Source organism: Chromobacterium piscinae (assembly GCF_021129175.1).
GTDB lineage: Bacteria > Pseudomonadota > Gammaproteobacteria > Burkholderiales > Chromobacteriaceae > Chromobacterium > Chromobacterium piscinae.
On sequence record NZ_JAJOHV010000058.1, the window covers coordinates 1 to 20,816 of the forward strand.

At 65.6% G+C, this 20,816-nt stretch carries 24 protein-coding genes; 15 read left to right on the top strand and 9 right to left on the bottom strand.

The window, feature by feature from the left end:
• Nucleotides 1–395: 395 nt before the first annotated feature.
• Nucleotides 396–521 (top strand): hypothetical protein, encoded by a 126-nt coding sequence (locus tag LQR33_RS24240; RefSeq protein WP_269326262.1) that lies wholly within the window; start codon nucleotides 396–398, stop codon nucleotides 519–521.
• A 41-nt stretch (nucleotides 522–562) separates the two neighbouring features.
• Here LQR33_RS24240 and LQR33_RS14770 read toward each other — a convergent pair whose 3' ends face one another.
• Nucleotides 563–1,489, bottom strand: a complete 927-nt coding sequence (locus tag LQR33_RS14770; protein WP_166440127.1) for a LysR family transcriptional regulator — start codon at nucleotides 1,487–1,489, stop codon at nucleotides 563–565.
• 100 nt (nucleotides 1,490–1,589) lie between these two features.
• On the opposite strand from LQR33_RS14770, the gene metE reads away from it, so the two are divergent.
• Nucleotides 1,590–3,872, top strand: coding sequence for a 5-methyltetrahydropteroyltriglutamate--homocysteine S-methyltransferase (gene metE, locus LQR33_RS14775; RefSeq protein ID WP_231469552.1), 2,283 nt, complete (start codon nucleotides 1,590–1,592; stop codon nucleotides 3,870–3,872).
• A 69-nt stretch (nucleotides 3,873–3,941) separates the two neighbouring features.
• Here metE and LQR33_RS14780 read toward each other — a convergent pair whose 3' ends face one another.
• The 3 genes from LQR33_RS14780 to LQR33_RS14790 form a co-directional block, all read right to left on the bottom strand.
• On the bottom strand, nucleotides 3,942–4,400 hold the full coding sequence (locus tag LQR33_RS14780) for a SixA phosphatase family protein (protein WP_021476632.1): 459 nt from the start codon (nucleotides 4,398–4,400) through the stop codon (nucleotides 3,942–3,944).
• Between the two features lie 63 nt (nucleotides 4,401–4,463).
• Entirely contained in the window at nucleotides 4,464–5,168 is a 705-nt protein-coding gene (locus tag LQR33_RS14785; RefSeq protein WP_021476633.1) for an LrgB family protein, read from the bottom strand.
• On the bottom strand, nucleotides 5,165–5,509 hold the full coding sequence (locus tag LQR33_RS14790; RefSeq protein ID WP_166440130.1) for a CidA/LrgA family protein: 345 nt from the start codon (nucleotides 5,507–5,509) through the stop codon (nucleotides 5,165–5,167). Before LQR33_RS14790 ends, LQR33_RS14785 begins: the two co-directional genes overlap by 4 nt.
• Before the next feature lie 193 nt (nucleotides 5,510–5,702).
• Between LQR33_RS14790 and LQR33_RS14795 the strand changes: the two genes are divergently transcribed.
• The 3 genes from LQR33_RS14795 to LQR33_RS14805 all read left to right on the top strand — a co-directional run bounded on the left by LQR33_RS14795 (nucleotide 5,703) and on the right by LQR33_RS14805 (nucleotide 7,468).
• Nucleotides 5,703–6,236, top strand: coding sequence for a chorismate--pyruvate lyase family protein (locus tag LQR33_RS14795; protein ID WP_221667242.1), 534 nt, complete (start codon nucleotides 5,703–5,705; stop codon nucleotides 6,234–6,236).
• Nucleotides 6,236–7,108 (top strand): 4-hydroxybenzoate octaprenyltransferase, encoded by an 873-nt coding sequence (gene ubiA, locus LQR33_RS14800; RefSeq protein WP_378077867.1) that lies wholly within the window; start codon nucleotides 6,236–6,238, stop codon nucleotides 7,106–7,108. Before LQR33_RS14795 ends, ubiA begins: the two co-directional genes overlap by 1 nt.
• A 159-nt stretch (nucleotides 7,109–7,267) precedes the next feature.
• Nucleotides 7,268–7,468 (top strand): hypothetical protein, encoded by a 201-nt coding sequence (locus LQR33_RS14805; RefSeq protein WP_021476637.1) that lies wholly within the window; start codon nucleotides 7,268–7,270, stop codon nucleotides 7,466–7,468.
• 62 nt (nucleotides 7,469–7,530) lie between these two features.
• On the opposite strand, the gene LQR33_RS14810 is transcribed toward LQR33_RS14805, so the two are convergent.
• The 5 genes from LQR33_RS14810 to hda form a co-directional block, all read right to left on the bottom strand.
• Nucleotides 7,531–7,968 (bottom strand): hypothetical protein, encoded by a 438-nt coding sequence (locus LQR33_RS14810; protein WP_221663582.1) that lies wholly within the window; start codon nucleotides 7,966–7,968, stop codon nucleotides 7,531–7,533.
• Nucleotides 7,965–8,900, bottom strand: coding sequence for a Nudix family hydrolase (locus LQR33_RS14815; protein ID WP_269326263.1), 936 nt, complete (start codon nucleotides 8,898–8,900; stop codon nucleotides 7,965–7,967). The genes LQR33_RS14810 and LQR33_RS14815 overlap by 4 nt, the downstream gene beginning before the upstream one ends.
• A gap of 35 nt (nucleotides 8,901–8,935) precedes the next feature.
• The gene (locus LQR33_RS14820) at nucleotides 8,936–9,811 is read right to left on the bottom strand and encodes an ATP-binding protein (protein WP_231469638.1); all 876 of its coding nucleotides are present in this window, start codon (nucleotides 9,809–9,811) and stop codon (nucleotides 8,936–8,938) included.
• A gap of 98 nt (nucleotides 9,812–9,909) precedes the next feature.
• Entirely contained in the window at nucleotides 9,910–10,602 is a 693-nt protein-coding gene (locus tag LQR33_RS14825) for a histidinol-phosphatase (RefSeq protein WP_021476641.1), read from the bottom strand.
• Nucleotides 10,599–11,273 (bottom strand): DnaA regulatory inactivator Hda, encoded by a 675-nt coding sequence (hda, locus tag LQR33_RS14830; protein ID WP_011137161.1) that lies wholly within the window; start codon nucleotides 11,271–11,273, stop codon nucleotides 10,599–10,601. The genes LQR33_RS14825 and hda overlap by 4 nt, the downstream gene beginning before the upstream one ends.
• Before the next feature lie 240 nt (nucleotides 11,274–11,513).
• Between hda and purM the strand changes: the two genes are divergently transcribed.
• The 10 genes from purM (at nucleotide 11,514) to LQR33_RS14880 (ending at nucleotide 20,790) form a co-directional block, all read left to right on the top strand.
• Nucleotides 11,514–12,551, top strand: coding sequence for a phosphoribosylformylglycinamidine cyclo-ligase (gene purM, locus LQR33_RS14835; RefSeq protein ID WP_231469554.1), 1,038 nt, complete (start codon nucleotides 11,514–11,516; stop codon nucleotides 12,549–12,551).
• Between the two features lie 130 nt (nucleotides 12,552–12,681).
• On the top strand, nucleotides 12,682–13,323 hold the full coding sequence (purN, locus tag LQR33_RS14840) for a phosphoribosylglycinamide formyltransferase (protein ID WP_221667246.1): 642 nt from the start codon (nucleotides 12,682–12,684) through the stop codon (nucleotides 13,321–13,323).
• On the top strand, nucleotides 13,324–14,460 hold the full coding sequence (locus tag LQR33_RS14845; protein WP_221667247.1) for a DUF3108 domain-containing protein: 1,137 nt from the start codon (nucleotides 13,324–13,326) through the stop codon (nucleotides 14,458–14,460).
• The gene (locus tag LQR33_RS14850; protein ID WP_231469640.1) at nucleotides 14,456–15,709 is read left to right on the top strand and encodes an RsmB/NOP family class I SAM-dependent RNA methyltransferase; all 1,254 of its coding nucleotides are present in this window, start codon (nucleotides 14,456–14,458) and stop codon (nucleotides 15,707–15,709) included. The genes LQR33_RS14845 and LQR33_RS14850 overlap by 5 nt, the downstream gene beginning before the upstream one ends.
• A gap of 136 nt (nucleotides 15,710–15,845) precedes the next feature.
• Entirely contained in the window at nucleotides 15,846–17,213 is a 1,368-nt protein-coding gene (locus LQR33_RS14855; protein ID WP_231469556.1) for a chloride channel protein, read from the top strand.
• Nucleotides 17,214–17,281: 68 nt separating this feature from the next.
• On the top strand, nucleotides 17,282–17,593 hold the full coding sequence (grxD, locus tag LQR33_RS14860; protein ID WP_166440138.1) for a Grx4 family monothiol glutaredoxin: 312 nt from the start codon (nucleotides 17,282–17,284) through the stop codon (nucleotides 17,591–17,593).
• 168 nt (nucleotides 17,594–17,761) lie between these two features.
• Nucleotides 17,762–18,394, top strand: a complete 633-nt coding sequence (gene upp / locus LQR33_RS14865) for a uracil phosphoribosyltransferase (RefSeq protein WP_221667249.1) — start codon at nucleotides 17,762–17,764, stop codon at nucleotides 18,392–18,394.
• Nucleotides 18,395–18,467: 73 nt separating this feature from the next.
• Nucleotides 18,468–19,118: a hypothetical protein gene (locus LQR33_RS14870; RefSeq protein WP_231469558.1), complete on the top strand. Its 651-nt coding sequence runs from the start codon at nucleotides 18,468–18,470 to the stop codon at nucleotides 19,116–19,118.
• A gap of 40 nt (nucleotides 19,119–19,158) precedes the next feature.
• Entirely contained in the window at nucleotides 19,159–20,400 is a 1,242-nt protein-coding gene (locus tag LQR33_RS14875; protein WP_205692563.1) for a uracil-xanthine permease family protein, read from the top strand.
• Between the two features lie 216 nt (nucleotides 20,401–20,616).
• Nucleotides 20,617–20,790: a hypothetical protein gene (locus LQR33_RS14880; RefSeq protein ID WP_221663587.1), complete on the top strand. Its 174-nt coding sequence runs from the start codon at nucleotides 20,617–20,619 to the stop codon at nucleotides 20,788–20,790.
• Nucleotides 20,791–20,816: the final 26 nt, after the last annotated feature.

The following is a 20,816-nucleotide window of genomic DNA, read 5'->3' on the forward strand; positions in this document are numbered from 1 at the left end:
CTGCATGGACGACCTTGATTTCCCTTCCATATAATTTTATTTTATAAAAATATATACATTTCAAATATATGGTGCTCAACAATGGCCGCCGAAGTCAAACAAAATATTCATTTTGACAATGCGTTAATTATTTATTTTCCCATGTCATCAATGCCAATCAAACACTAATCCAAGCAGGGCTTGACCTCCCATGCAGTTCCCGCCATATCGCCTATAGGTAACATTGAAAGCCATATCGAAAACCTGACTTTCCCTGAACCGCCGCACGCCGATTAACAACCCATCATCCGCGTTCTCGACCGGGAATACCTGTACCTGGACTGGAACCTGGACCTCCCCCGCCATCCGCTTGCTGGCTGTCGCGATAACGCCACAGCGACTGGCTGCTAGAGTCTATGCTGCCCAAGATCCGCCAACTGCCGATGTTGCTCGCTACCGCGGAAGAAGTAGATATGGAGGAAAAAGATCAGGGCACCCTAAAGCGGGCCAATAGCCAGCTGCGCACGCTGGGCCGGCAGTGACAGGATGCGTGCAGCCCATACGCCGGACCGAAGCGGGCCGCTCAGGCCTCCAGCCGCGATAGGCCGGGCAGGGTCGCGAAGCTGCTGTCCCGCACCGTCTGCACGAAATCCTGCATATAGGCGCGATCGGCGTCGTCCTCGCGCAGCGCCGCGTACAGCTCGCTGCGCAGCTTCTCCTCCCCCACCTGGCGGGCCACCACGTAGCCGCGCTCCAGATACGGCTGCACCGCCCAGTACGGCAGCACCGCCACCCCGCGCCGGCTAGCCACCAGCTGGATGATGGCGATGGTCAGTTCCGCGGTGCGGCGCGCGGGATTGACGCCGGCCGGCAGCAGCAGCTTGCGCAGCAGGTCCAGCATCTCGTCGGCCACCGGATAGTGGATCAGCGTCTCAGCGGCGAAATCCTCCGCTCGCCACGCCGTTTTCGCCGCCAATGGATGCTCGCGCGCGGCGATACCCACCATCTCATAGGAAAACAACGGCAGATGGACCACCCCTGCCTGCGGCTCCGCCTCGGACACGATGGCGAGATCGGCGCGGTCGCTGAGCAGCAGGCCGACAGGATCGGCGTGAAAACCGGACACGATGTCCAGTTCCACCGCTGGCCAGTTGCGCCGAAACTGGTCCATCGCCGGCATCAGCCAATCGAAGCAGGTATGGCACTCCACCGCCACCCTCACCTCGCCGGCCTCGCCCTGGCGGATGCGCGCCAGATCTCGCTCCGCCGTCGCCACCTGGGCCAGCAAATCCCGCGCCAGCCGCAACAGCCGCTCGCCGGCCGGTGTGAAGCGCAAGGGCTGGGTCTTGCGCTCGAATAGCGTCAGACCATAGGCGGCCTCCAGCTGCTTTAGCTGATGCGACAGCGCCGATTGCGTCAGAAACACCCGCTGCGCCGCCTGCGACACGCTGCCGGTTTCCGCCAATGCCAGCAAGCTCTTCAAATGCCTCAGCTCCAGCACGCTCATCATCGATTCCATTCATGTTGAACAGCAAAATAATGAGTTTGAATCATACACCGCAATGACAGATGCTTGTTCCATCACGACAAGACAAAACAGGAGCGCACGCATGAGCCACCCCACCCACCTGCTCGGCTTCCCCCGCATCGGCGCCAAGCGCGAACTGAAAACCCTGCTGGAAAACCATTGGAAGGGCGAGCTGGACGAAGCGGCGCTGCTGCAGGGCGCGAAGGAGCTGCGCCAGAAGCACTGGCTGCTGCAGAAAGGCGCCGGCGTAGAGCTGAGCCCGGTCGGCGATTTCTCGCTGTACGACCACGTGCTGGACGCCCAGCTTTTGGTCGGCGCCGCGCCGCCGCGCTTCGGCTTCGACGCGGCTACGCTCACCACCGCGCAATATTTCGAACTGGCGCGCGGCAACGCCGCCCAGCCGGCGCTGGAAATGACCAAGTGGTTCGACACCAACTACCACTACCTGGTGCCGGAATGGCGAGCCGACACCGCCTTCGCCGCGCAGCCCGAACGCCTGCTGTCCCAGATCCGCGAAGCGCGCGCGCTGGGCGTGGCCGCCAAGCCGGCGCTGCTGGGGCCGCTCAGCTTGCTGTGGCTGGGCAAGGCCAAAGGCGAGCCTTTCGACAAGCTGTCGCTGCTGCCCGGCTTGGTGGCCGCCTACCGCGAACTGCTGGCAGCGCTGCGCGCCGCCGGCGCGGAATGGGCGCAGATCGACGAACCCATCCTGGCGCTGGATCTGGAGCCGGAATGGCTGGACGCCTTCGCGCCGGCCTACGCGCAATTGGGCCCGTCCGCGCCCAAGCTGCTGCTGGCCACTTACTTCGGCGACGTGTCCGCGCACGCGGCGCTGCTGAAATCGCTGCCGGTGGCCGGCCTGCACCTTGACCTGGTCCGGGCGCCGGAACAGATCGCGGCTTTCGCCGCCGATTACCCAGCCGACAAGATACTGTCCGCCGGCATCATAGACGGCCGCAACATCTGGCGCGCCGACCTGTCCGCCCTGCTCGCCCGCCTGCGGCCGCTGGCGGAAGCGTTGGGAACCCGGCTATGGCTCGCTCCCAGCTGCTCGCTGCTGCACAGTCCTTTCGACGCCGCCGCGGAAACCGCGCTCGACCCCGAATTGAAAACCTGGCTGGCTTTCGCCGTGCAGAAGCTGAACGAGCTGAAAACGCTGAAACGCGGGCTGGAGGAAGGACGCGCCGCCGTCTCGGACGAGCTGGCCGGCAGCGATTTCGCCCGCTCGCAGCGCCAAACCAGCTCGCGCATCCACAACCCGGCGGTGGCCGAGCGGCTGGCAGCCTTGCCGGCCGGCGCGGACCGCCGCGCCAGCGCCTATCCAGTCCGCGCCGAGCGGCAACAAGCCTGGCTCAAACTGCCGCCTTTGCCCACCACCACCATCGGCTCCTTCCCGCAAACCCCGGCCATCCGCGCCAGCCGCGCCGCGTTCAAGAGGGGAAAGCTGCCCGCCGCCGATTATCAGCAGGCGATGGAGAAGGAAATCGAGCTGGCGATCCGCCGCCAGGAGTCGCTGGGGCTGGACGTGCTGGTGCATGGCGAGGCCGAGCGCAACGACATGGTGGAATACTTCGGCGAACAGCTGGCCGGCTTCGCCTTCACCGCCGGCGGCTGGGTGCAAAGCTACGGCAGCCGCTGCGTGAAGCCGCCCATCATCTTCGGCGACGTCGGCCGCCCGGTTCCGATGACCGTCGACTGGGCGCGCTACGCGCAAAGCCTGACCGCCAAGCCGGTGAAGGGCATGCTGACCGGCCCGGTCACCATCCTGCAGTGGAGCTTCGTCCGCGACGATCTGCCCAGAAGCGCAGTCTGCCGCCAGATCGCGCTGGCGCTGAACGACGAGGTGCGGGATCTCGAGGCCGCCGGCATCCGCGTGATCCAGATCGACGAACCGGCGATACGCGAAGGCCTGCCGCTGAAGCGCGCTGACCGCGACGGCTACCTGGCCTGGGCCGGAGAGGCCTTCCGCCTGTCCAGCAGCGGGGTGGACGACGCGACGCAGATCCACACCCATATGTGCTACTCGGAATTCGGCGACATCCTGCCGGCCATCGCCGCCTTGGACGCCGACGTGATCACCATCGAAACCTCGCGCTCCGACATGGAGCTGCTGACGGACTTCGGCCGCTTCCGCTATCCCAACGCCATCGGCCCCGGCGTCTACGACATCCACAGTCCGCGCGTGCCGTCCGCCGGCGAAATCCGGGCTTTGCTGGACAAGGCGCTGAAGGTGATTCCGGCCGAGAGGCTGTGGGTGAATCCGGACTGCGGCCTGAAAACCCGCGGCTGGACGGAGGTGGACGCCGCGCTGGCGGCGATGGTGCAGGTCAGCCTGGAGTTGAGGGAACAACTGGCGCAAGCCGCGTAGGCCGCGGCGCGAAAGACGACGCCCCGGCAATGCGGGGCGTCGGACAGGGGCAGGGGGAAGGTTCGGGGTTCACGGCTCGAGCATCCCCGGCGTCAGCATCAGCTTCAGCCTGACCTGCTCATAACCGCCGCGCTCGCGGCGATTCAGCCACCATACCGAGCCCTTCTTCACGCTCCACATCTGCTGCTGCTCCGACAGCAGCCGCGCCGCCAGCCAGCCGATGTAGGGCTGATGGCCGGCCACCACCACCGTGCGTCCCGCCTCCGGCCAGCCCACGGCCTGCAATACCTCGTCCACGTCCGCGCCGGGGTTCAGCTCCGGCATCACCTCGTAACTCTTGGCCAGATAGGCGGCCGTCTGCTGCGAGCGCTTCGCTTCCGACGCCAGCAGCAGGTAGTCGTCCGGCAGCCTGTCGCGCAGCCAGGACGCCATCCGGCTGGCCTGCTGCTGTCCGCGCCGGGTCAGCGCTCGCGCCAGATCGTCGATGCCGTCCTCGGCCTCGGCGTGGCGCCACAAAATCAGATCCATGTCGTTCTCCTTATGACTGCGCGCCGGTCTGTCCCGATGCCGGGCCCTGCGCGCCCCCGCATGCTAACCGAGCCCGAGCGCCCGCACCAGCCATGGCAGCGCCAGCGCGGTGAACACGCCGTTCAGCCCCATCGCCAACCCGGCGAAGGCGCCCGCGGTCTCCGACAGCTGGAACAGCCGGGCGGTGCCGATGCCGTGCGCGGAAACCCCGGTGGCCACCCCCAGCAGCATGTCGTCGTCCCAGCCCAGCAGCTTGAACAGCGGCGGCGCCATCACCGCGCCGACGATGCCCGACACGATGACGAACATCGCCGCCAGCTCGGGCGAGCCGCCCAGGCCGCCGGCCAGGCTCATCGCGATCGGCGTGGTCACCGCGCGGGTGGCCAGCGCCGCCAGCACCGGCTGATCGAAGCCCAGCCACCAGCCCAGGCCCGCCGCGCTGATCATGCCGACCAGGCCGCCAGCGGCGATGCTGGCCAGCAAGGGAAACGCCGCTTTCTTCAAGCGCGCCAGATTGCCGTACAAGGGCACCGCCAGCGCCACCGTCGCCGGCCCCAGCAGCAACTGGATGAAACGGGCGCCGTTCATGTATTGCTGATAGGTGCTGCCGCTCAGCAGCAGCCAGGCCAGCACAAACAGCACGCCCAGCAGTACGGGATTGGCCAGCGGATGGCCATGGCCCCGGCGATGTCCAGCCAGCGCCAGCCGGTAGGCCAGCAAGGTGACGAAAACGCCGGTCAGCGGCGAGTCCAGCCAGGCCGCCGTCAATGCCCCCTCCCGCGTAGCAGCAGTTTCAAAACCAGCCCGGTGGCCAACAGCGTGGCCAGCGAGGAGGCCAGCATGATCAGCGCCAACTGCCAGCCATGCGCGCGCAGCATCGGCGCGTAGGCCAGCAGCGCGCCGCCGGCCGGGATGAACAACAGCGACATGTGGCTGAGAAAGCGAGGCGCCTCGCGCTGCAGGGTCTCCGGCACCGAGCGGCGCAGCCACAATGTGGCGAACAGCAGCAACAGCCCCATCACCGGGCCCGGCATCGGCCAGCCCATCCAGCGCACCAGCGCCTCTCCGGCCAGTTGGTAGCCCAGCAGCCATAACAGCAGGTCCAGCATATGCCCTCCCCTCCAATGCACGAAAAACCTGCCCGCGATCGTTTTCCGGCAGCGGCTGCTTTCCGCCCGCGCATGCCCTGCCGGCCGGACTGCGCCGCTCGAAAAAGACCGCGGACAGGTTCCAAGCATGATAACGGCAAGTCCCTGCGCCGGGTATCGCCGCAGGCGACAAGCCCCCGCGGCTTTTGGCATAATGCGCGCCATGGTAAACGATGCCCTGTGGCGCGCCGCGCCCCCCGCCCTGACCGACTCCCTTCTGGACTGTCTGACCGAGCCCGCCTCGCTGAGCCTGCGGCTGCAAGCCGGCGGCCGCCGCTTCGCGGTGACCGTGCTCAGCCAGGGCGAAGACCACGTCCTGGCCGACGAAGCCGAAGCGCTGGATCTGGCCGAAGGCGAGCCGGTATACGCCCGCCACGTGCTGCTGACCCTGGACGACGCGCCGGTGGTGTTCGCCCGCAGCGCCGCCCGTCCCGACTGTCCGGCCTGGCTGCCGGTGCTGCGGCGCGGCAGCCGCTCGCTGGGCTTGACACTGTTCGGCGAACTGCCCGAACTCGTCCGCGACCCGCTGCGCTACGCGCTGCTGACCGGCGGCCATCCGCTGGCCGCCACCGCAGCCCGCGTTCAAACCGCGGCCGGCTACCCGGCCCGCCGCTGCCGCTTTTTGCTGGGCGGCTCGCCGCTGCTGCTGACCGAGCTGTTCCTACCCACACTGGAGGAATTTCTGTGATCTCTCTCGCCGTCGTACGCGACCGCTACGAAAACTACCGTCAGTTGATGCGTTGGGACAAGCCCATCGGCACCCTGCTGCTGCTGTGGCCGACACTATGGAGCCTATGGATCGCCGCCAACGGCAGGCCGCACCTCTCCATCGTCGCCATATTTTGCCTGGGCACGTTCCTGATGCGCTCTGCCGGCTGCGTGATCAACGATTACGCCGACCGCGATTTCGATGCCCACGTCGCCCGCACCAGCCAGCGCCCATTCGCCCGGCGCGCGGTCAGCGAGAAAGAAGCGCTGCTGCTGACGGCCATCCTTGTCGCGCTGTCTTTCCTGGTGGTGCTGCCGCTGAACACGCTGACCAAGCTGCTGAGCGTACCGGCCCTACTGGTGGCGGCCAGCTATCCGTTCACCAAACGCTTCTTTCCGATGCCCCAAGCCTATCTGGGCATCGCATTCTCCTTCGGCATTCCGATGGGCTTCGCCGCCGAGACCGGTGCCGTGCCCACCTTGGCCTGGCTGCTGCTGCTGGCCAACCTGTTCTGGGTGGTGGCCTACGACACCGCCTATGCGATAGCGGACAAGCCGGATGATCTGAAAATCGGCATCAAAACCGCAGCCATCACTCTGGGCGACTATGACGTCGCTTGCGTGATGGTCTGCCACGCCATTTTTCTGGCGATGATGTGCGGCATAGGCGCGCATCTAGGACTGGCCTGGCCGTACTATCTGAGCCTGGCCGCCGCCGCCGCGCTGATGGCTCTGCAATACCGCGACATCAAAGACCGCGACCGCGCAAAGTGCTTCCGGGTGTTCCTTGAGAACAACCGCGTCGGCGCGGTAGTGTTCGCCGGCGTGGCGCTGAGCTACTGGCTGGGCTGACAGACTGGCCAATATGCCATTTACAATAAATTACGCATCATTCAGCATCACGGGATGAACTTCGCCAGCCGGCGCGGCTCATAGCAAAGCCGGGCGCCAGCCCGGCGCCATAGCTTGGCTTTCCAATACCAATAAGCGACTTCCTGGAAGGTAAATACCATGAAAAAACTGCTGACCGCTCTGATCGCTGCCGCTTTCGCCACTTCCGCCTTCGCCGCGCCGGCCGCTTCCGCCCCGGCCGCCGAGAAGAAAATGGAACACAAGGCCGAGCACAAGAAGCACCACAAGAAAAAAGCGCACAAGAAACACGCCTCCGGCGCCGCGCATCAAAAGCACAAGGCAGCCTCCGCCGCCAAGTAAGCCGCGCCAGACGCGAAAAAGCTCCCGAAAGGGAGCTTTTTTCATTGGGCCGGTCAGCGCCTTCAGCGCACGCTGAACGGCAGCAGATACGCCGCCTTGCCCGCCTTCAACTCCACCTGCCAGTCGCGGCTGCCGCTGACGCACATCGGCAGAATCGCCCGGGCCTTCCATCCTTCGCCGTCGCGAACGAAAGTGTAGCGGTTGAAGCCCATGTCCATGTCCGGCATCGTGAAGTCGGCGGTCGGGGCGGCATCCGCCGCCACGCCGTCCAGCCGGATCTCGAAAGGCTGGCCGTGGGACGGCCTGGCGGAAAAACGCAGCGCGCCGCCGCCCGGCAGCGCGCAGGCGCCGCGCTCGATATCGCAGGACAAAACCTGAGCCGCCGGCGCGGCCAGCTGCCTGTTATGCAGATACCAGTAGTAGATCAGGCCGAATTTGACGGCTCCGAAGGCCAGCAGCGCCGCGCCCAGGATCAGCAGCTTGCGCTGCTTGGCCGTCATCGCCAAGCCCCCCGCATCAGCGCCACTCCATGGGCGCCGTGCAGGCGGGCCAAGTCCAGATCCTCGACGCTCATGCCGCCCAAGGCATACACCGGCAGCGGCACGCCATCGGCCAGACAGGCGGCGAAACCATCCCAGCCCAAAAGCGCCGCGCCGGGATGCGTGACGGTAGGCGCCACCGGGCTCAATAGCGCGTAGTCCAGGCCCAATTCGCCTGCGCGCGCCAACTCGTCCGCACCGTGTATCGACGCGCCCACCCAGTCGAACGCCGGACGCGATTCCAGCGCGGCCAGGCGCGCGCCTGTCAGATGCGCGCCGTCCACCGGCCAGCCGGCGAGCCAGGCCGGATCGGCGTTGACCACCAGCTTGCCGCCGCGCGGACGGACGATGGCGGCGGCGCGGGCGACGAAATCGGCCAGCTCCTCGCGCCCCATCCCATGTTCGCGCACCTGCACCATGCCCCAGTCGCGCTCGGCCAGCCGCGCCAGCTGCGCCTCGACGCCGATCTCGGCGGCGCAGGTGATCGCATAGCAGGCCGGCAGCTCCAGCGATTTCAGTATCGGCCCGTTGGCCGGCAGCATCGGCTCCACCGTGTACCGGCCCGGCCGCTGCCAGGCGAAAGACTGCGCCTCGCGCGGCTGCGGCTCGCCCTGCCAGTCCCAGATGCGGAAAAAGCGCAGGTGCACCGAAGCGTGCTCGTAATGGTGGATCTTGGTCAGCCACGGCGTGGCGGCGGTGACGATGATGCCCATTTCCTCGTGGAACTCGCGCTTCAACGCCTCCAGCGGCATCTCGCCCGGCTCCACCTTGCCGCCGGGAAACTCCCAGTAACCGGCGTAGGGCTTGCCCTCCGGGCGGCTGCCCAGCATGAAACTGCCGTCCGGCCGCATCAGCGCGCCGGCTACCACGTCTATGATCTTGTCGCTCGTCATGTCTTCAATCTGTATATGGGCGCATGCCGCCCGGGTCATTTCCTGCCGGCCTTCTTGGCCAGTTTCTGGCTGCCCGCCCAGTGGCAGGCGAACTGCCAAGCCACCCGGCCGGAACGGCTGCCGCGGGACAGGCTCCACTGCAGCGCCGCGCGCTCGGCCTTGTCGCCGCACTTCAGGCCGAAATGGCCCAGCCATTCCTTGACCGCCGCCAGGTAGGCATCCTGATCGAACGGATAGAACGACAGCCACAGGCCGAAGCGGTCGGACAGCGACACCTTCTCCTCCACCGCCTCGCCAGGGTGGATCTCGCCGTCATGCAGCCAGCCCTCGCGGTTCTCGCTCATCTGTTCCGGCAGCAGGTGGCGGCGGTTGGATGTCGCGTACACCAGCAGATTGTCGCAGCGGCGCGAGAGGCCGCCGTCCAGCGCGCTCTTCAGCGCCTTGTAGCCGGCGTCGCCGTGCTCGAACGACAGATCGTCGCAAAACAGGACGAAACGCTCCCACCGCCCGACCAGCAGCTCGACCAGTTGCGGCAGATCGGCCAGATGCTCGCGGTCGATCTCGATCAAGCGCAGGCCCTCGCGGCCGAACTCGGGCAGCAGCGCCTTGACCAGCGATGACTTGCCTGTGCCGCGCGCGCCGGTCAGCAACACGTTGTTGGCCGGCAGGCCTTCGACGAACTGGCGGGTGTTGGCCAGCAGCTGCTCGCGCTGGACGTCCACGCTGGCCAGCCGGCCCATCTCCACCGAATGCGGCTCATGCACCGCCTCCAGCCAGCCGGCTAGGCCCTGGCGGTGCCAGCGGAAGGCCTGCGCGCTCCAGTCCGGCTCGCGCCGCGGCGGCGGCAGCATCGGCTCCAGCCGGGACAGCACCGCCTCGGCGCGGCATAGAAAATCCTGCAGGGCGTCCATCATGCGTTCCTTTCTGCCGATAAGAAAACAGCCTGCCACGAAGGCGGCAGGCCGTTAAAACAGTACATCAGCCAAGCGTTTTGCCGGCCGCGCCCCAATCAATCGCGCAACGAGATCACCGGCCAGCCATGCTCCTCGGCATAAGCCCGCAGCTTGTCGTCGGCGTCCACCGCCACCGGATTGTCCACCAGCTTCATCAGCGGCAGGTCGTTGTGCGAGTCGCTGTAGAAGAAGCTCTCGGCGTAGCTGTCCCAGCTCTCGCCGCGCTCCGCCAGCCACTGCTCGATGCGGGTGATCTTGCCTTCCTTGAAGCTCAAGACGCCGGTCGGGCGGCCGGTGTAGTTGCCGTCGCCATCTTGCTCCAGCTCGATCGCGATCAGATGCTCGACGCCCAGCTCGCGGGCGATCGGCCCGGTGATGAAGCGGTTGGTCGCGGTGATGATCACGATCTGGTCGCCCTCGGCGCGATGGGCGGCCAGCCGCTCGCGCGCCTTGTTGGGGATCAGCGGCTTGATGTGGTTTTCCAGGTAGTCGGCATGCAGTTCGTCCAGTTGATGGCGCGAGAAGCGCGTCAGCGGCGCCAGGATGAACGCCAGGTACTCGTTCATGTCCAGCGTGCCATTCTGGTACTGGCGGTAGAAATAGCTGTTGCGCTCGTCGTACTGGGCGGCATCCAGGATGCCTCGCTTGATCAAGAAGCGCGGCCATTCGAAGTCGGAGTCGCCGGCGATCAGCGTGTGGTCGAGGTCGAACAGGGCGAGCCTGCGTTTGGCGGGGGTGGCTGTCGTCATGATTCCGGTGTGGCGGTTTGCAAAACGTTTTTCACCAGCGGCACGGTGATCGGGCGCCGCAGCGCCAGCGAGTAGCGGTCCAGCATGTCTATCATCGAGATCAGGCTGGTCAGGTCGCGCCGCCAATGAGTGAGCAGGTAGCGGTAGACGTCGTCGGGTATCGACAGCTGGCGGTTGGCGGCGTGGCTGCGCAGCGCGGCCAGCTTGTCGTCATCCGACAGCGCCTTCACTTCCAGCACCAGGCCCCAGCCCAGGCGGGTGCGCAGGTCGTCGCGCACCGACAGCGCCACCGGCGGCTTGCGCCCGGCCATGAGCAGCCGCCCCTCTCCGCCCTCCTTCAAGGAGTTGTAGAAGGAGAACAGCATGATCTGGTCGTCCGGCGCCAGATCGTCGACATGGTCCACCGCGATGAAGCTGGCTTCGCGCGCAAAGTCCGGCAAGTGGTCGCCCTTGCCGTCCAGGTAAATGGCGGCGCGCCCCAGCCGCTCGGCGTGGGCGATCCAGGCCTGCAGCAGATGGGTTTTGCCGCAACCGGGCTCGCCCCATAAATAGATGAAGCGTTCGCCTTCGGTGGCGGTCAGTGCGGTGATCACTTCACGGTTGCGCTCGGCCAGGAAGTTGTCGAAGGCCGGCAGCGGCGTGGGCGTGAGATCGAGTACGAGCTGGTCCAAAGTTTGCTGTGCTGCGTTGCGTGCTGACATCAATAAACACGATTTTACGACGATACGGCCCGCCGTTGGAACCGCCATTTTCCCGGACAAGATTGATGACATAGGCAAATCAAGGCCGCAAAGGAAAAAGCCTGTCCACCGCATCAGCCTTTTTGCCGATTTTCAGTTAAAATACAGTGCTTTCGCACCGGCGAAAGCTTGATGTAAAAATATTTCAAGTTTGCAGAAAGCGAGATTATCTTGAACACCACGTCCCTCAGTTACCGTGATGCCGGCGTAGACATCGACGCCGGCGACGCGCTGGTCGAAAACATCAAGCCTTTTGCCAAGCGCACCATGCGCCCGGAAGTTCTCGGCGGCATCGGCGGTTTCGGCGCACTGGTGGAAATCTCCAAGAAGTACAAGGAGCCGGTGCTGGTTTCCGGCACCGACGGCGTGGGCACCAAGCTCAAGCTGGCTTTCGACTGGAACCGCCATGACACCGTCGGCATCGATCTGGTGGCGATGAGCGTCAACGACATCCTGGTGCAGGGCGCCGAGCCGCTGTTCTTCCTCGACTACTTCGCCTGCGGCAAGCTGGACGTGGCCCAGGCCACCGAAGTGATCAAAGGCATCGCCGCCGGCTGCGAACAAGCGGGCTGCGCGCTGACCGGCGGCGAAACCGCCGAGATGCCGGGCATGTACCCGGCCGGCGAATACGACCTGGCCGGCTTCGCCGTCGGCGTGGTGGAGAAGAGCAAGGTGATCAGCGGCCGCGACATCGTCGCCGGCGACGTGGTGCTGGGCTTGGCCTCCAACGGCGTGCACTCCAACGGCTACAGCCTGGTGCGCAAGATCATCGACCGCGCGCAGCCGGAGCTGGACGCGCCGTTCGACGGCGCCAAGACGCTGCGCGACGCGGTGATCGCCCCGACCCGCATCTACGTCAAGCCGCTGCTGAAGCTGATGGAGGCGCTGCCGGTCAAGGGCATGGCCCACATCACCGGCGGCGGCATCACCGAAAACACACCGCGCGTGCTGCCGGATAACACCGTCGCCCAGATCGACGCCGCCAGCTGGACGCTGCCCAAGCTGTTTCAGTGGCTGCAGCGCGAAGGCAATGTGGACATCCAGGAGATGTACCGCACCTTCAACTGCGGCATCGGCATGGTGGTGGTGGTAGAGCCGGAACACGCCGAGCAGGCGATGGCGCTGCTGCGCGAAGCCGGCGAGACCGTCTATCGCATCGGCCAGGTGCGCGAGCGCGTGGGCGACGAGCACCAGACCCAGATAGCCTAAGGCTTTTCCGCAAGTAGCGCCCCGCGCCGCTGGCCCCGCCGGCGGCGCTTGTCGTTTATCGCCGGGCGGATGGAACCAAGCCGGCCCAATCGCAACGAACAGGAATGGCAAGCCATTCCGGACAAGAGCCATGAAAAACATCGTCATCCTGATTTCCGGCCGCGGCTCCAATATGCAGGCCATCGTCGAGGCCGGCATTCCCGGCGCCCGCGTCGCGGCGGTGATCGCCAATCGCCCGGACGCGGCCGGCCTGGCCTGGGCGGCCGAACGCGGCATCGCCACGGCGGCGCTGGACCACAAGGCCTACGCCAGCCGCGAAGCCTTCGACGCCGCGCTGGCCGAAACGATAGACGCCCACGCGCCCGATCTGGTGGTGCTGGCCGGCTTCATGCGCATCCTGACCGAAGGCTTCACCCGCCGCTACGAAGGCCGGATGCTCAACATCCACCCGTCGCTGCTGCCGGCCTTCCCCGGCCTGCACACCCATGAGCGGGCATTGGAAATGGGCTGCAAACTGGCCGGATGCACGGTACACTTCGTCACCGCCGAACTGGATCACGGCCCCATCGTCGCCCAGGGCGCGGTGAGCGTGCTGGACGGCGACACGCCGGACAGCCTGGCCGCGCGCGTGCTGAAACTGGAACACCAGCTGTACCCGGAAGCGGTGCGCCGCTTCGCCGCCGGCGAGATCGCCGTCGTGGACGGCAAGGTGGCCAGCGGCCCGGAAGCCGCCGCCAGCCTGCTGTCGCCCGTACCCTCAAGCAAGGCCTAAATGACCCGTCGCCGTCTGCTGCTGATCGCCCTTGTCCTGTCGCTGCTGCTGCACCTCGCGTTGCTCGGCTCCGACTTGCTGCCCGCGATCAGCGCGCCGCCGGCTGACGAGACCAAGCTCGAGAAGATAGACGTCAAGATGCAGGCGATGCGGCTAGACGAAACGCCGCCGCCGCGCGATCCGGCCGCCGCCGGCGTCAGCCTGCGGCCGGCTGAGACGACGAAGCCAAAACCGAAACCCAAGCCCAAGCCGGCCCGCAAGCGCGAAGCCTCAAAGCCGGCGGAGCAGGCCAAAACGGAAGCCTCGGCCCCGGCGGCCAAAACCGCTTCGGCGCCCCAGGCCAGCTCCGAACCCGCTGCGGAAGCCCCACGGCAAGCAACGGCGGAGCAAGCCTCCAGCGCGCCGGTCGCGGAAAACGCGCCGCGCGAGAACAGCGCGGACAAGGCCGGCCTTATCCACCCGGACGCGCCGCTGCGGCAGTTCCCCGCCGCCGCCAAGATCCGCTACCAAGGGTACTGGAACAGCGCGATGCTCGGCTTCGGCGATCTGGACTGGCAGCGCAGCCAGGGCCGTTACCAGCTGGACATCACGGTCAGTCCTTTCATCGGCCCCAAGCTGCGCTATCTTGCACTAGGGACGATAGGCAAGTCCGGGCTGCGGCCGGACAGCATGCAGTCATTCCGCGGCGGGGATCTGAAGGAAGCGGCCCGCTTCGATTACGACGCCGGCCTGCTGCGTTACGGCAGCGGCGAAGACAAGCAGCTGCCGCTGAAGCCCGGCGCGCAAGACGCGTTCAGCCTGGCTTTCCAGCTGGCGCTGAAGGGCGGCGATCTGGGCCATGCGCCGATACAGATCACCACCGCCAAGAAGGTTTACGAATACCCGATGGCGCCGAACGGCGCCTTCGACTACGACACCGGCGCCGGCAAGATGCGCGTGATCGTGTTCCGCGCCCAGGGCGACGGAGACTTCACCGAATTTTGGCTGGCCCCGGATTTCGCCAATTTGCCGGTGCGCATCATTCGCGCCGACAAGGACAAGCGGATCGAGCTGAAAGCGATCCGCGTAGACGTGAACGGCAAGCGGCAGTGGGAATTGCCGCCGCAACCGACGATACGGAACAAGAATGCACATTAGCCATAGCCAACTGAAACACCTGGAAACCGTCATCGGCCAGATGACCCGCTTCGACCGTCCGGCCGACGCCGTGCTGTCCGCCTATTTCCGCGAGCACAACAAACTGGGCAGCGCCGACCGCCATCTGATCGCCGAGACCGCCTTCGGCGCGCTGCGCCGCCTGATCCAGCTGCGCGCGCTGATCGCGCCGGAAAAGGCCACGCCGCGCCGCCTGGCTCTGGTGGCGCTGATGAAGTTCAACAAGCTGAACGTCAAGGAACTGGCCGAGGCCACCAGCGCCGGCGAACGCGAATGGCTGGGCACGGTCAAGGGCAAGACGCTGGAAGACAGCCTGGAAATCCGCGCCGAGCTGCCGCAATGGGTGATCGAGCGCCTGGGCGAGCAAATGCCGGAAGCGGTGGAAGCGCTGGGCCAGGGCCTGATGTCGATGGCGCCGCTGGATCTGCGCGTCAACACGCTGAAAATGAAGCGCGAAGAGCTGCTGGACCGCCTGAACGCGGACGGCATCGCCTGCGAAGCCACGCCGTACTCCCCGCTGGGCATCCGCCTGAAAGACAAGCCGGCGCTGTCCAAGCACGAGCTGTTCAAGGCCGGCGCATTCGAGGTGCAGGACGAGGGCAGCCAGCTGCTGGGCCTGATCACCGGCGCGCGCCGCGGCGAAATGGTGGTGGATTTCTGCGCCGGCGCCGGCGGCAAAACGCTGCTTCTGGGCGCGCAGATGTCATCCAGCGGCCGCCTGTATGCGTTTGATGTTTCTGAGAAGCGCCTGGCCAACTTCAAGCCGCGCCAGGCCCGCTCCGGCTTGTCCAACGTGCATCCGCAGCTGTTGGCGCACGAGAACGACTCCAAGGTGAAGCGCCTGGCCGGCAAGGCCGACCGCGTGCTGGTGGACGCGCCCTGCTCCGGCCTGGGCACCTTGCGCCGCAATCCGGACCTGAAATTCCGCCAGAGCCCGGACAGCGTGGCCGAGTTGAACGCCAAGCAGGCGTCCATCCTCGCCTCCGCCTCGCGGCTGGTGAAGAGCGGCGGCCGCCTGGTCTACGCCACCTGCAGCCTGCTGCCGCAGGAAAACCAGGCCATCGTCGAGGCCTTCCTCGCCGAACACGCCGACTTCCGGCTGGTGAAGATGGACGAGGTGCTGGCCGAGCAGAAAATCCCGCTGCAATGCGGCGACTATCTGGAGCTGAAACCGCATCTGCATAACACAGACGGTTTCTTCGCCGCAGTGCTGGAACGCAGCCAGGCCTAAGCAGGACAAGGCTATCAGCGGCGGCCCGCTTGCCATGCGCAGGCGGGCCGCGCTCGTATTCGAGGCCGGATCAGAGTATATTAGACAAGAGTGATTTAAAAACCGGCGTTTAACGCCCCCAGGAGCCGCCCGCCCGATGCAGGACCACCTACCCAGCCGTTCCAGACGCCAGCGCGTCAACCGCCGCCTGCGTTACCTCTACCTGTCCGCCGCGCAATGGCGGCGCCAGGTGCCGGTGTGGATCGCGGCCATCCTGATCGGCCTGGTGGCCTATGTGTTCGCCCGGGGCAGCCACTGGTCGCACGACCTGTTCTTCAAAGCCTACGACGCGTCGCCGTACTGGAGCCTGCTGATCACGCCGGCCGGCCTGGCGCTGGCAATCTGGATCATGCAGCGCTTCTTCCCCAGCTCCGCAGGCGGCGGCATTCCGCAATCCATCGCCGCGCTGGAGCCCGGCATGCACAAGCTGCGCGAATACTGCTTTACCCTGAAGGCCGCCTTCGGCAAGGTGCTGCTGACGCTGATCGGCATCAGCTCCGGCGCCACCTTCGGCTATGAGGGCCCCATCGTCCAGGTGGGCGCGGCGATCAAGTATTCGCTGAACCGCAAGGCCGCGCAGCGCCACGACGGCGCGGCCCGCAGCTTCATCCTGGCCGGCGGGGCCGCCGGCGTGGCCGCGGCCTTCAATGCGCCGCTGGCCGGCATCGTGTTCGCCATCGAGGAAATGGGCCGCGCCTTCGACATGCGCGCCAGCTCCACCATCCTGCTGTCGGTGATCGTCGCCGGCCTCACCACTTTCGCCATCAACGGCAACTACAACTACTTCGGCATCGTCCACGTGGCGATGGACAGCAAGCAGGCCTGGCTGGCCATACCAATCTGCGGCGTCGTCGGCGGCCTGATCGGCGGGCTGGCCTGCCGCGTGCTGCTGGCGCTGTCCTCCAGGCTGCCCGGCCCGCTGCACGGCTGGCGCATCCGCTACCCGGTGCGCTTCGCCGCCGGCTGCGGCCTGGCGCTGGCGGTGATCGGCATCATCAGCCACGGCAGCACCTTCGGCACCGGCTACTTCCGCGCCCGCGACATCATCGAAGGCCACGGCGCGGCGCTGCAGGACTACGGCGTGCTGAAGCTGATCAGCATGTTCGTCAGCCACATCAGCGCGGTGCCCGGCGGCATGTTCGCGCCGTCGCTGGCAGTGGGCGCCGGTTTCGGCCTGAACATGTCGCAGCTGATGCCCTTCCTGCCGCAGACCATGGTGGTGCTGCTGGGCATGGTGGGCTTCTTCGCCGGCATGACGCGGGCGCCGATGACCGGTTTCGTCATCGTGATGGAGATGACCGACACCTCCGGCATGATCATCCCGCTGATGGCCACCGCGCTGGTGGCGGCCTCGGTGTCGCGGCTAGTGGCCCGGCGCGCGCTGTACGAGGGCCAGGTGCGGCTGTTCCTGCCGCAGTGGCAGGCCAAGGCCGGCCAAATTGACCAGCCTGCCGCCCGCACGTAAAATAACTTATTGAAATGATCGGGTATTTCCGGCGGAAATAGCGCCGGCCAACAGCAAGGATTCAATACATGTCGATTCAACAAGATATCCAGCAGACCGTCGCCGAGAATTCGGTGGTGCTGTTCATGAAGGGCTCCGCCCAGTTCCCGCAATGCGGCTTCTCCTCGCGCGCGGTGCAAATCCTGAAAGCCTGTGGCGTGGACAACTTCCTGACCGTCGACGTGCTGCGCGATCCCGACATCCGCCAGGGCGTCAAGGATTTCTCCAACTGGCCGACCATCCCCCAGCTGTATGTGAAGGGCGAATTCGTCGGTGGTTCGGACATCATGTACGAGATGTTCCAAAACGGCGAACTGCAGGATCTGCTGAAAGACCTGTAAGCTTTTCCAGCAACCCGGCCCCGGCCGGGTTTTGCGTTTTGGCGGCCATCCGCGTTAGAATGATGCCCCATACCATCCACGGCAGCCCTGCGGCTGCCGCTGTCATATGTATTGAAAGCTGTTTGCCGCCCATGGCAAGCAGCTTTTTGCCAAGGTAGGGAGCCGAAATTGAACATCACCATCGTCGATCATCCGCTGGTACAGCATAAGCTGGGCCTGTTGCGCGAAGCCGATACCAGCACCATGAAGTTCCGCCAGTTGACCCAAGAGCTGGCCCGTCTGCTCGCCTATGAGGCCACCCGCGATTTCGAACTGGAAGCCGTCACCATCGACGGCTGGTGCGGCAAGATCGACGTCAAGCAGATCAAGGGCAAAAAAGTCACCGTGGTGCCCATCCTGCGCGCCGGCATCGGCATGCTGGACGGCGTGCTGGACCTGGTGCCGTCGGCCAAGATCAGCGTGGTGGGCCTGGCCCGCAACGAAGAGACGCTGGAGCCGGTGTCCTACTTTGAAAAATTCGTCGGCAATCTGGACGAGCGCATCGCCATCATCATCGACCCGATGCTGGCCACCGGCGGCTCGCTGGTCGCCACCATCGACCTGCTCAAGCGCAACGGCTGCAAAACCATCAAAGCCGTGGTGATGGTGGCCGCGCCGGAAGGCGTGAAGATCGTCAACGACGCCCACCCGGACGTGCAGCTCTATGCCGCCTCGCTCGACAGCCACCTGAACGAGCACGGCTACATCATCCCCGGCCTCGGCGACGCCGGCGACAAAATCTTCGGCACCAAGCAGGCCTGAGCGCCATGCACCCAATCAGCCGCCCGTTGCTTCCGCAGCCGGCGGCTTTTTTGCAAGCCCGCAAGGATGAAGGATGAACGTCATGGATGACCGCTACGCCGCGATAGACGCCGACTTTCTCGCCCGCTTCCCGGGCGGCTTTCAAGACCCTGACTGGCAGACGCTAGCGCGCAGACACAAAAGCTACGCCAAGGCCGAAGCGTTGTGCCAGAGCGAACTGACCCGCACCAAGCTGGACATGGCGCTGGCTAGCGGCAAACTGGCCGACGCCACGCACGCCTGCCGCCAGATCATCTCGCTGGCCACCACCGTCAGCACCTTCGAGAAGATCGCCTTCCGCAACTACATGGACAACCGCGACCTGAACCTGCCCTTCGTCCAGGCCTTGCGCGACGTGCTTCATGATTTCGGCCCGGACAGCTTCGCCGCCTATGTCGACACGCTGGCGATGGCGCGGATGGATCCCAAGGCCAACGCCGCCAAGTGGCCGATCGTCAGCTGCTTTCTGGCCTGCTTCGATCCGCAGCTCCACGTCTGCATCAAGCCGACGACGGTGAAGAAAGTGGCGGCGCGGCTGGGCGTGGACATCCATTACCAGTCCAGGCCGAACTACGAATGCTACCTGGCTGTGCAGCGGATGGTGCTGGATTTCCGCAGCCGCAGCATGGTGGCCACCGATGTGGACAATACGCTGGCGCAGGCGGTGATGTATTGCGCCGTGTGAAGACTACAAGATTACAAAACCAAAACAAGGAAGAATGATGATGCAACAACTCAAGCTGGCGGTGTCCGGCGCCCAGATCCTGTTCGTCGCCTTCGGCGCGCTGGTTCTGGTGCCGCTGCTCACCGGCCTGAATCCGGCGATGGCGCTGCTCGGCGCCGGCCTCGGCACCCTGCTGTTCCAGGCATGCACGGGCCGCCAGGTGCCTATTTTCCTCGGCTCCTCCTTCGCCTTCATCGGCCCCATCATCTACTCCATCCATACCTGGGGCCAAGGCGCGACCATGTTCGGCCTGTTCGCCGCCGGCTTCATGTACTTCGTGTTCGCCGCCGTGGTGCGCTGGCGCGGTATGGCGCTGGTCAACAAGCTGCTGCCGCCGGTGGTGATCGGCCCGGTGATCATGATCATAGGCCTGTCGGTCGCCACCGCAGCCTCCGGCATGGCCATGGGCCAGGCCGGCGGCAAACAGGTGTTGCCGTATGAAACTTCGCTGCTGCTGGCCGCCATCTCGCTGGCCACCACCATCGTGGTGTCCATCTACGCCCGCGGCATGTTCAAGCTGGTGCCGATTCTGGCCGGCGTCGTCGTCGGCTACATCGCCGCCGCCTTCCTCGGCGCGGTGGACTTCGCCAAACTGGCCGCCGCGCCGTGGTTCGCCGCGCCCGCCTTCCACAGCCCGGAAATCAACTGGGCGGCGGCGGCCTTCATGCTGCCGGTGGCCATCGCCCCGGCCATCGAACACATCGGCGGCGTGATGGCCATCGGCGGCGTCACCGGCAAGGACTACACCAAGACGCCCGGCCTGCACCGCACGCTGGCCGGCGACGGCCTGGGCGTATGCGTGGCCGGCCTGATCGGCGGCCCCCCGGTGACCACCTACGCCGAAGTGACCGGCGCGGTGATGATCACCCGCAACTTCAACCCGGTGACCATGACCTGGGCTGCGGTGTTCGCCATCTGCATGGCCTTCTTCGGCAAGTTCAACGCGCTGCTGCAGTCCATTCCGATGCCGGTGATGGGCGGCATCATGGTGCTCTTGTTCGGCACCATCGCCTCCATCGGCCTGAAAACGCTGATCGAGGCCAAGGTGGACCTGATGGAGCCGCGCAATCTGGTGATCATCTCGGTGGTGCTGACTGCCGGCATCGGCGGCCTGACCTTGAAACTGGGCGATTTCGCGCTGTCCGGCGTCGGCCTGTGCTCCTTGCTGGCCATCATCCTGAACCTGATCTTGCCGCGCCAGGCCGCCAGCCATGACGGCATCGTCGAGGGACAGGACATCTAGCGCGGCTTCAGCACGTTTACATAAACTCTTGGATTTAAAAATCTTTCACAACTGGGCACACGTCAATGCGCCTGACAAGGTCTACACTGCAAATCAGCGCCGCGGCCTCATGCCGCGGCGCGGTAGACCGTAGCCAAACTGCTGCCCAAACCAGCAACACCTGCCCACAGCGGCTTGACGCGGCCTGATTCCAAGCCAAGAACAAGGAAGAAAGCCATGTTGAAAACCCTCGTTGTCACCGCTCTCGCGCTTTTGACGCTTTCCGGCTCCGTCATGGCCGGCGATGGCCTGTCCGTGATGTGGGCGATGCGCGGCAGGATGGACGCCCAGCTGCACGGCCAGCCCGCGCCGATGATTCCGCAGAACAATTCCATCCCGTCCAACGGTTGAGCCCAGTCCCGCCGCCGCCCCGGTGG

What these genes read in the sequence shown, in the direction of transcription:
- LQR33_RS14795 (WP_221667242.1), top strand. Translation starts at nt 5,703, where the DNA reads ATGCGCGCCATGGTAAACGATGCCCTGTGGCGCGCCGCGCCCCCCGCC.
- LQR33_RS14855 (WP_231469556.1), top strand. Translation starts at nt 15,846, where the DNA reads ATGCAGGACCACCTACCCAGCCGTTCCAGACGCCAGCGCGTCAACCGC.
- LQR33_RS14805 (WP_021476637.1), top strand. Translation starts at nt 7,268, where the DNA reads ATGAAAAAACTGCTGACCGCTCTGATCGCTGCCGCTTTCGCCACTTCC.
- grxD (WP_166440138.1), top strand. Translation starts at nt 17,282, where the DNA reads ATGTCGATTCAACAAGATATCCAGCAGACCGTCGCCGAGAATTCGGTG.
- LQR33_RS14880 (WP_221663587.1), top strand. Translation starts at nt 20,617, where the DNA reads ATGTTGAAAACCCTCGTTGTCACCGCTCTCGCGCTTTTGACGCTTTCC.
- LQR33_RS14770 (WP_166440127.1), bottom strand. Translation starts at nt 1,489, where the DNA reads ATGATGAGCGTGCTGGAGCTGAGGCATTTGAAGAGCTTGCTGGCATTG.
- LQR33_RS14810 (WP_221663582.1), bottom strand. Translation starts at nt 7,968, where the DNA reads ATGACGGCCAAGCAGCGCAAGCTGCTGATCCTGGGCGCGGCGCTGCTG.
- purN (WP_221667246.1), top strand. Translation starts at nt 12,682, where the DNA reads ATGAAAAACATCGTCATCCTGATTTCCGGCCGCGGCTCCAATATGCAG.
- metE (WP_231469552.1), top strand. Translation starts at nt 1,590, where the DNA reads ATGAGCCACCCCACCCACCTGCTCGGCTTCCCCCGCATCGGCGCCAAG.
- LQR33_RS14845 (WP_221667247.1), top strand. Translation starts at nt 13,324, where the DNA reads ATGACCCGTCGCCGTCTGCTGCTGATCGCCCTTGTCCTGTCGCTGCTG.
- LQR33_RS14875 (WP_205692563.1), top strand. Translation starts at nt 19,159, where the DNA reads ATGCAACAACTCAAGCTGGCGGTGTCCGGCGCCCAGATCCTGTTCGTC.
- LQR33_RS14790 (WP_166440130.1), bottom strand. Translation starts at nt 5,509, where the DNA reads ATGCTGGACCTGCTGTTATGGCTGCTGGGCTACCAACTGGCCGGAGAG.
- LQR33_RS14825 (WP_021476641.1), bottom strand. Translation starts at nt 10,602, where the DNA reads ATGACGACAGCCACCCCCGCCAAACGCAGGCTCGCCCTGTTCGACCTC.
- LQR33_RS14870 (WP_231469558.1), top strand. Translation starts at nt 18,468, where the DNA reads ATGAACGTCATGGATGACCGCTACGCCGCGATAGACGCCGACTTTCTC.
- LQR33_RS24240 (WP_269326262.1), top strand. Translation starts at nt 396, where the DNA reads ATGCTGCCCAAGATCCGCCAACTGCCGATGTTGCTCGCTACCGCGGAA.
- LQR33_RS14780 (WP_021476632.1), bottom strand. Translation starts at nt 4,400, where the DNA reads ATGGATCTGATTTTGTGGCGCCACGCCGAGGCCGAGGACGGCATCGAC.
- LQR33_RS14815 (WP_269326263.1), bottom strand. Translation starts at nt 8,900, where the DNA reads ATGACGAGCGACAAGATCATAGACGTGGTAGCCGGCGCGCTGATGCGG.
- LQR33_RS14820 (WP_231469638.1), bottom strand. Translation starts at nt 9,811, where the DNA reads ATGGACGCCCTGCAGGATTTTCTATGCCGCGCCGAGGCGGTGCTGTCC.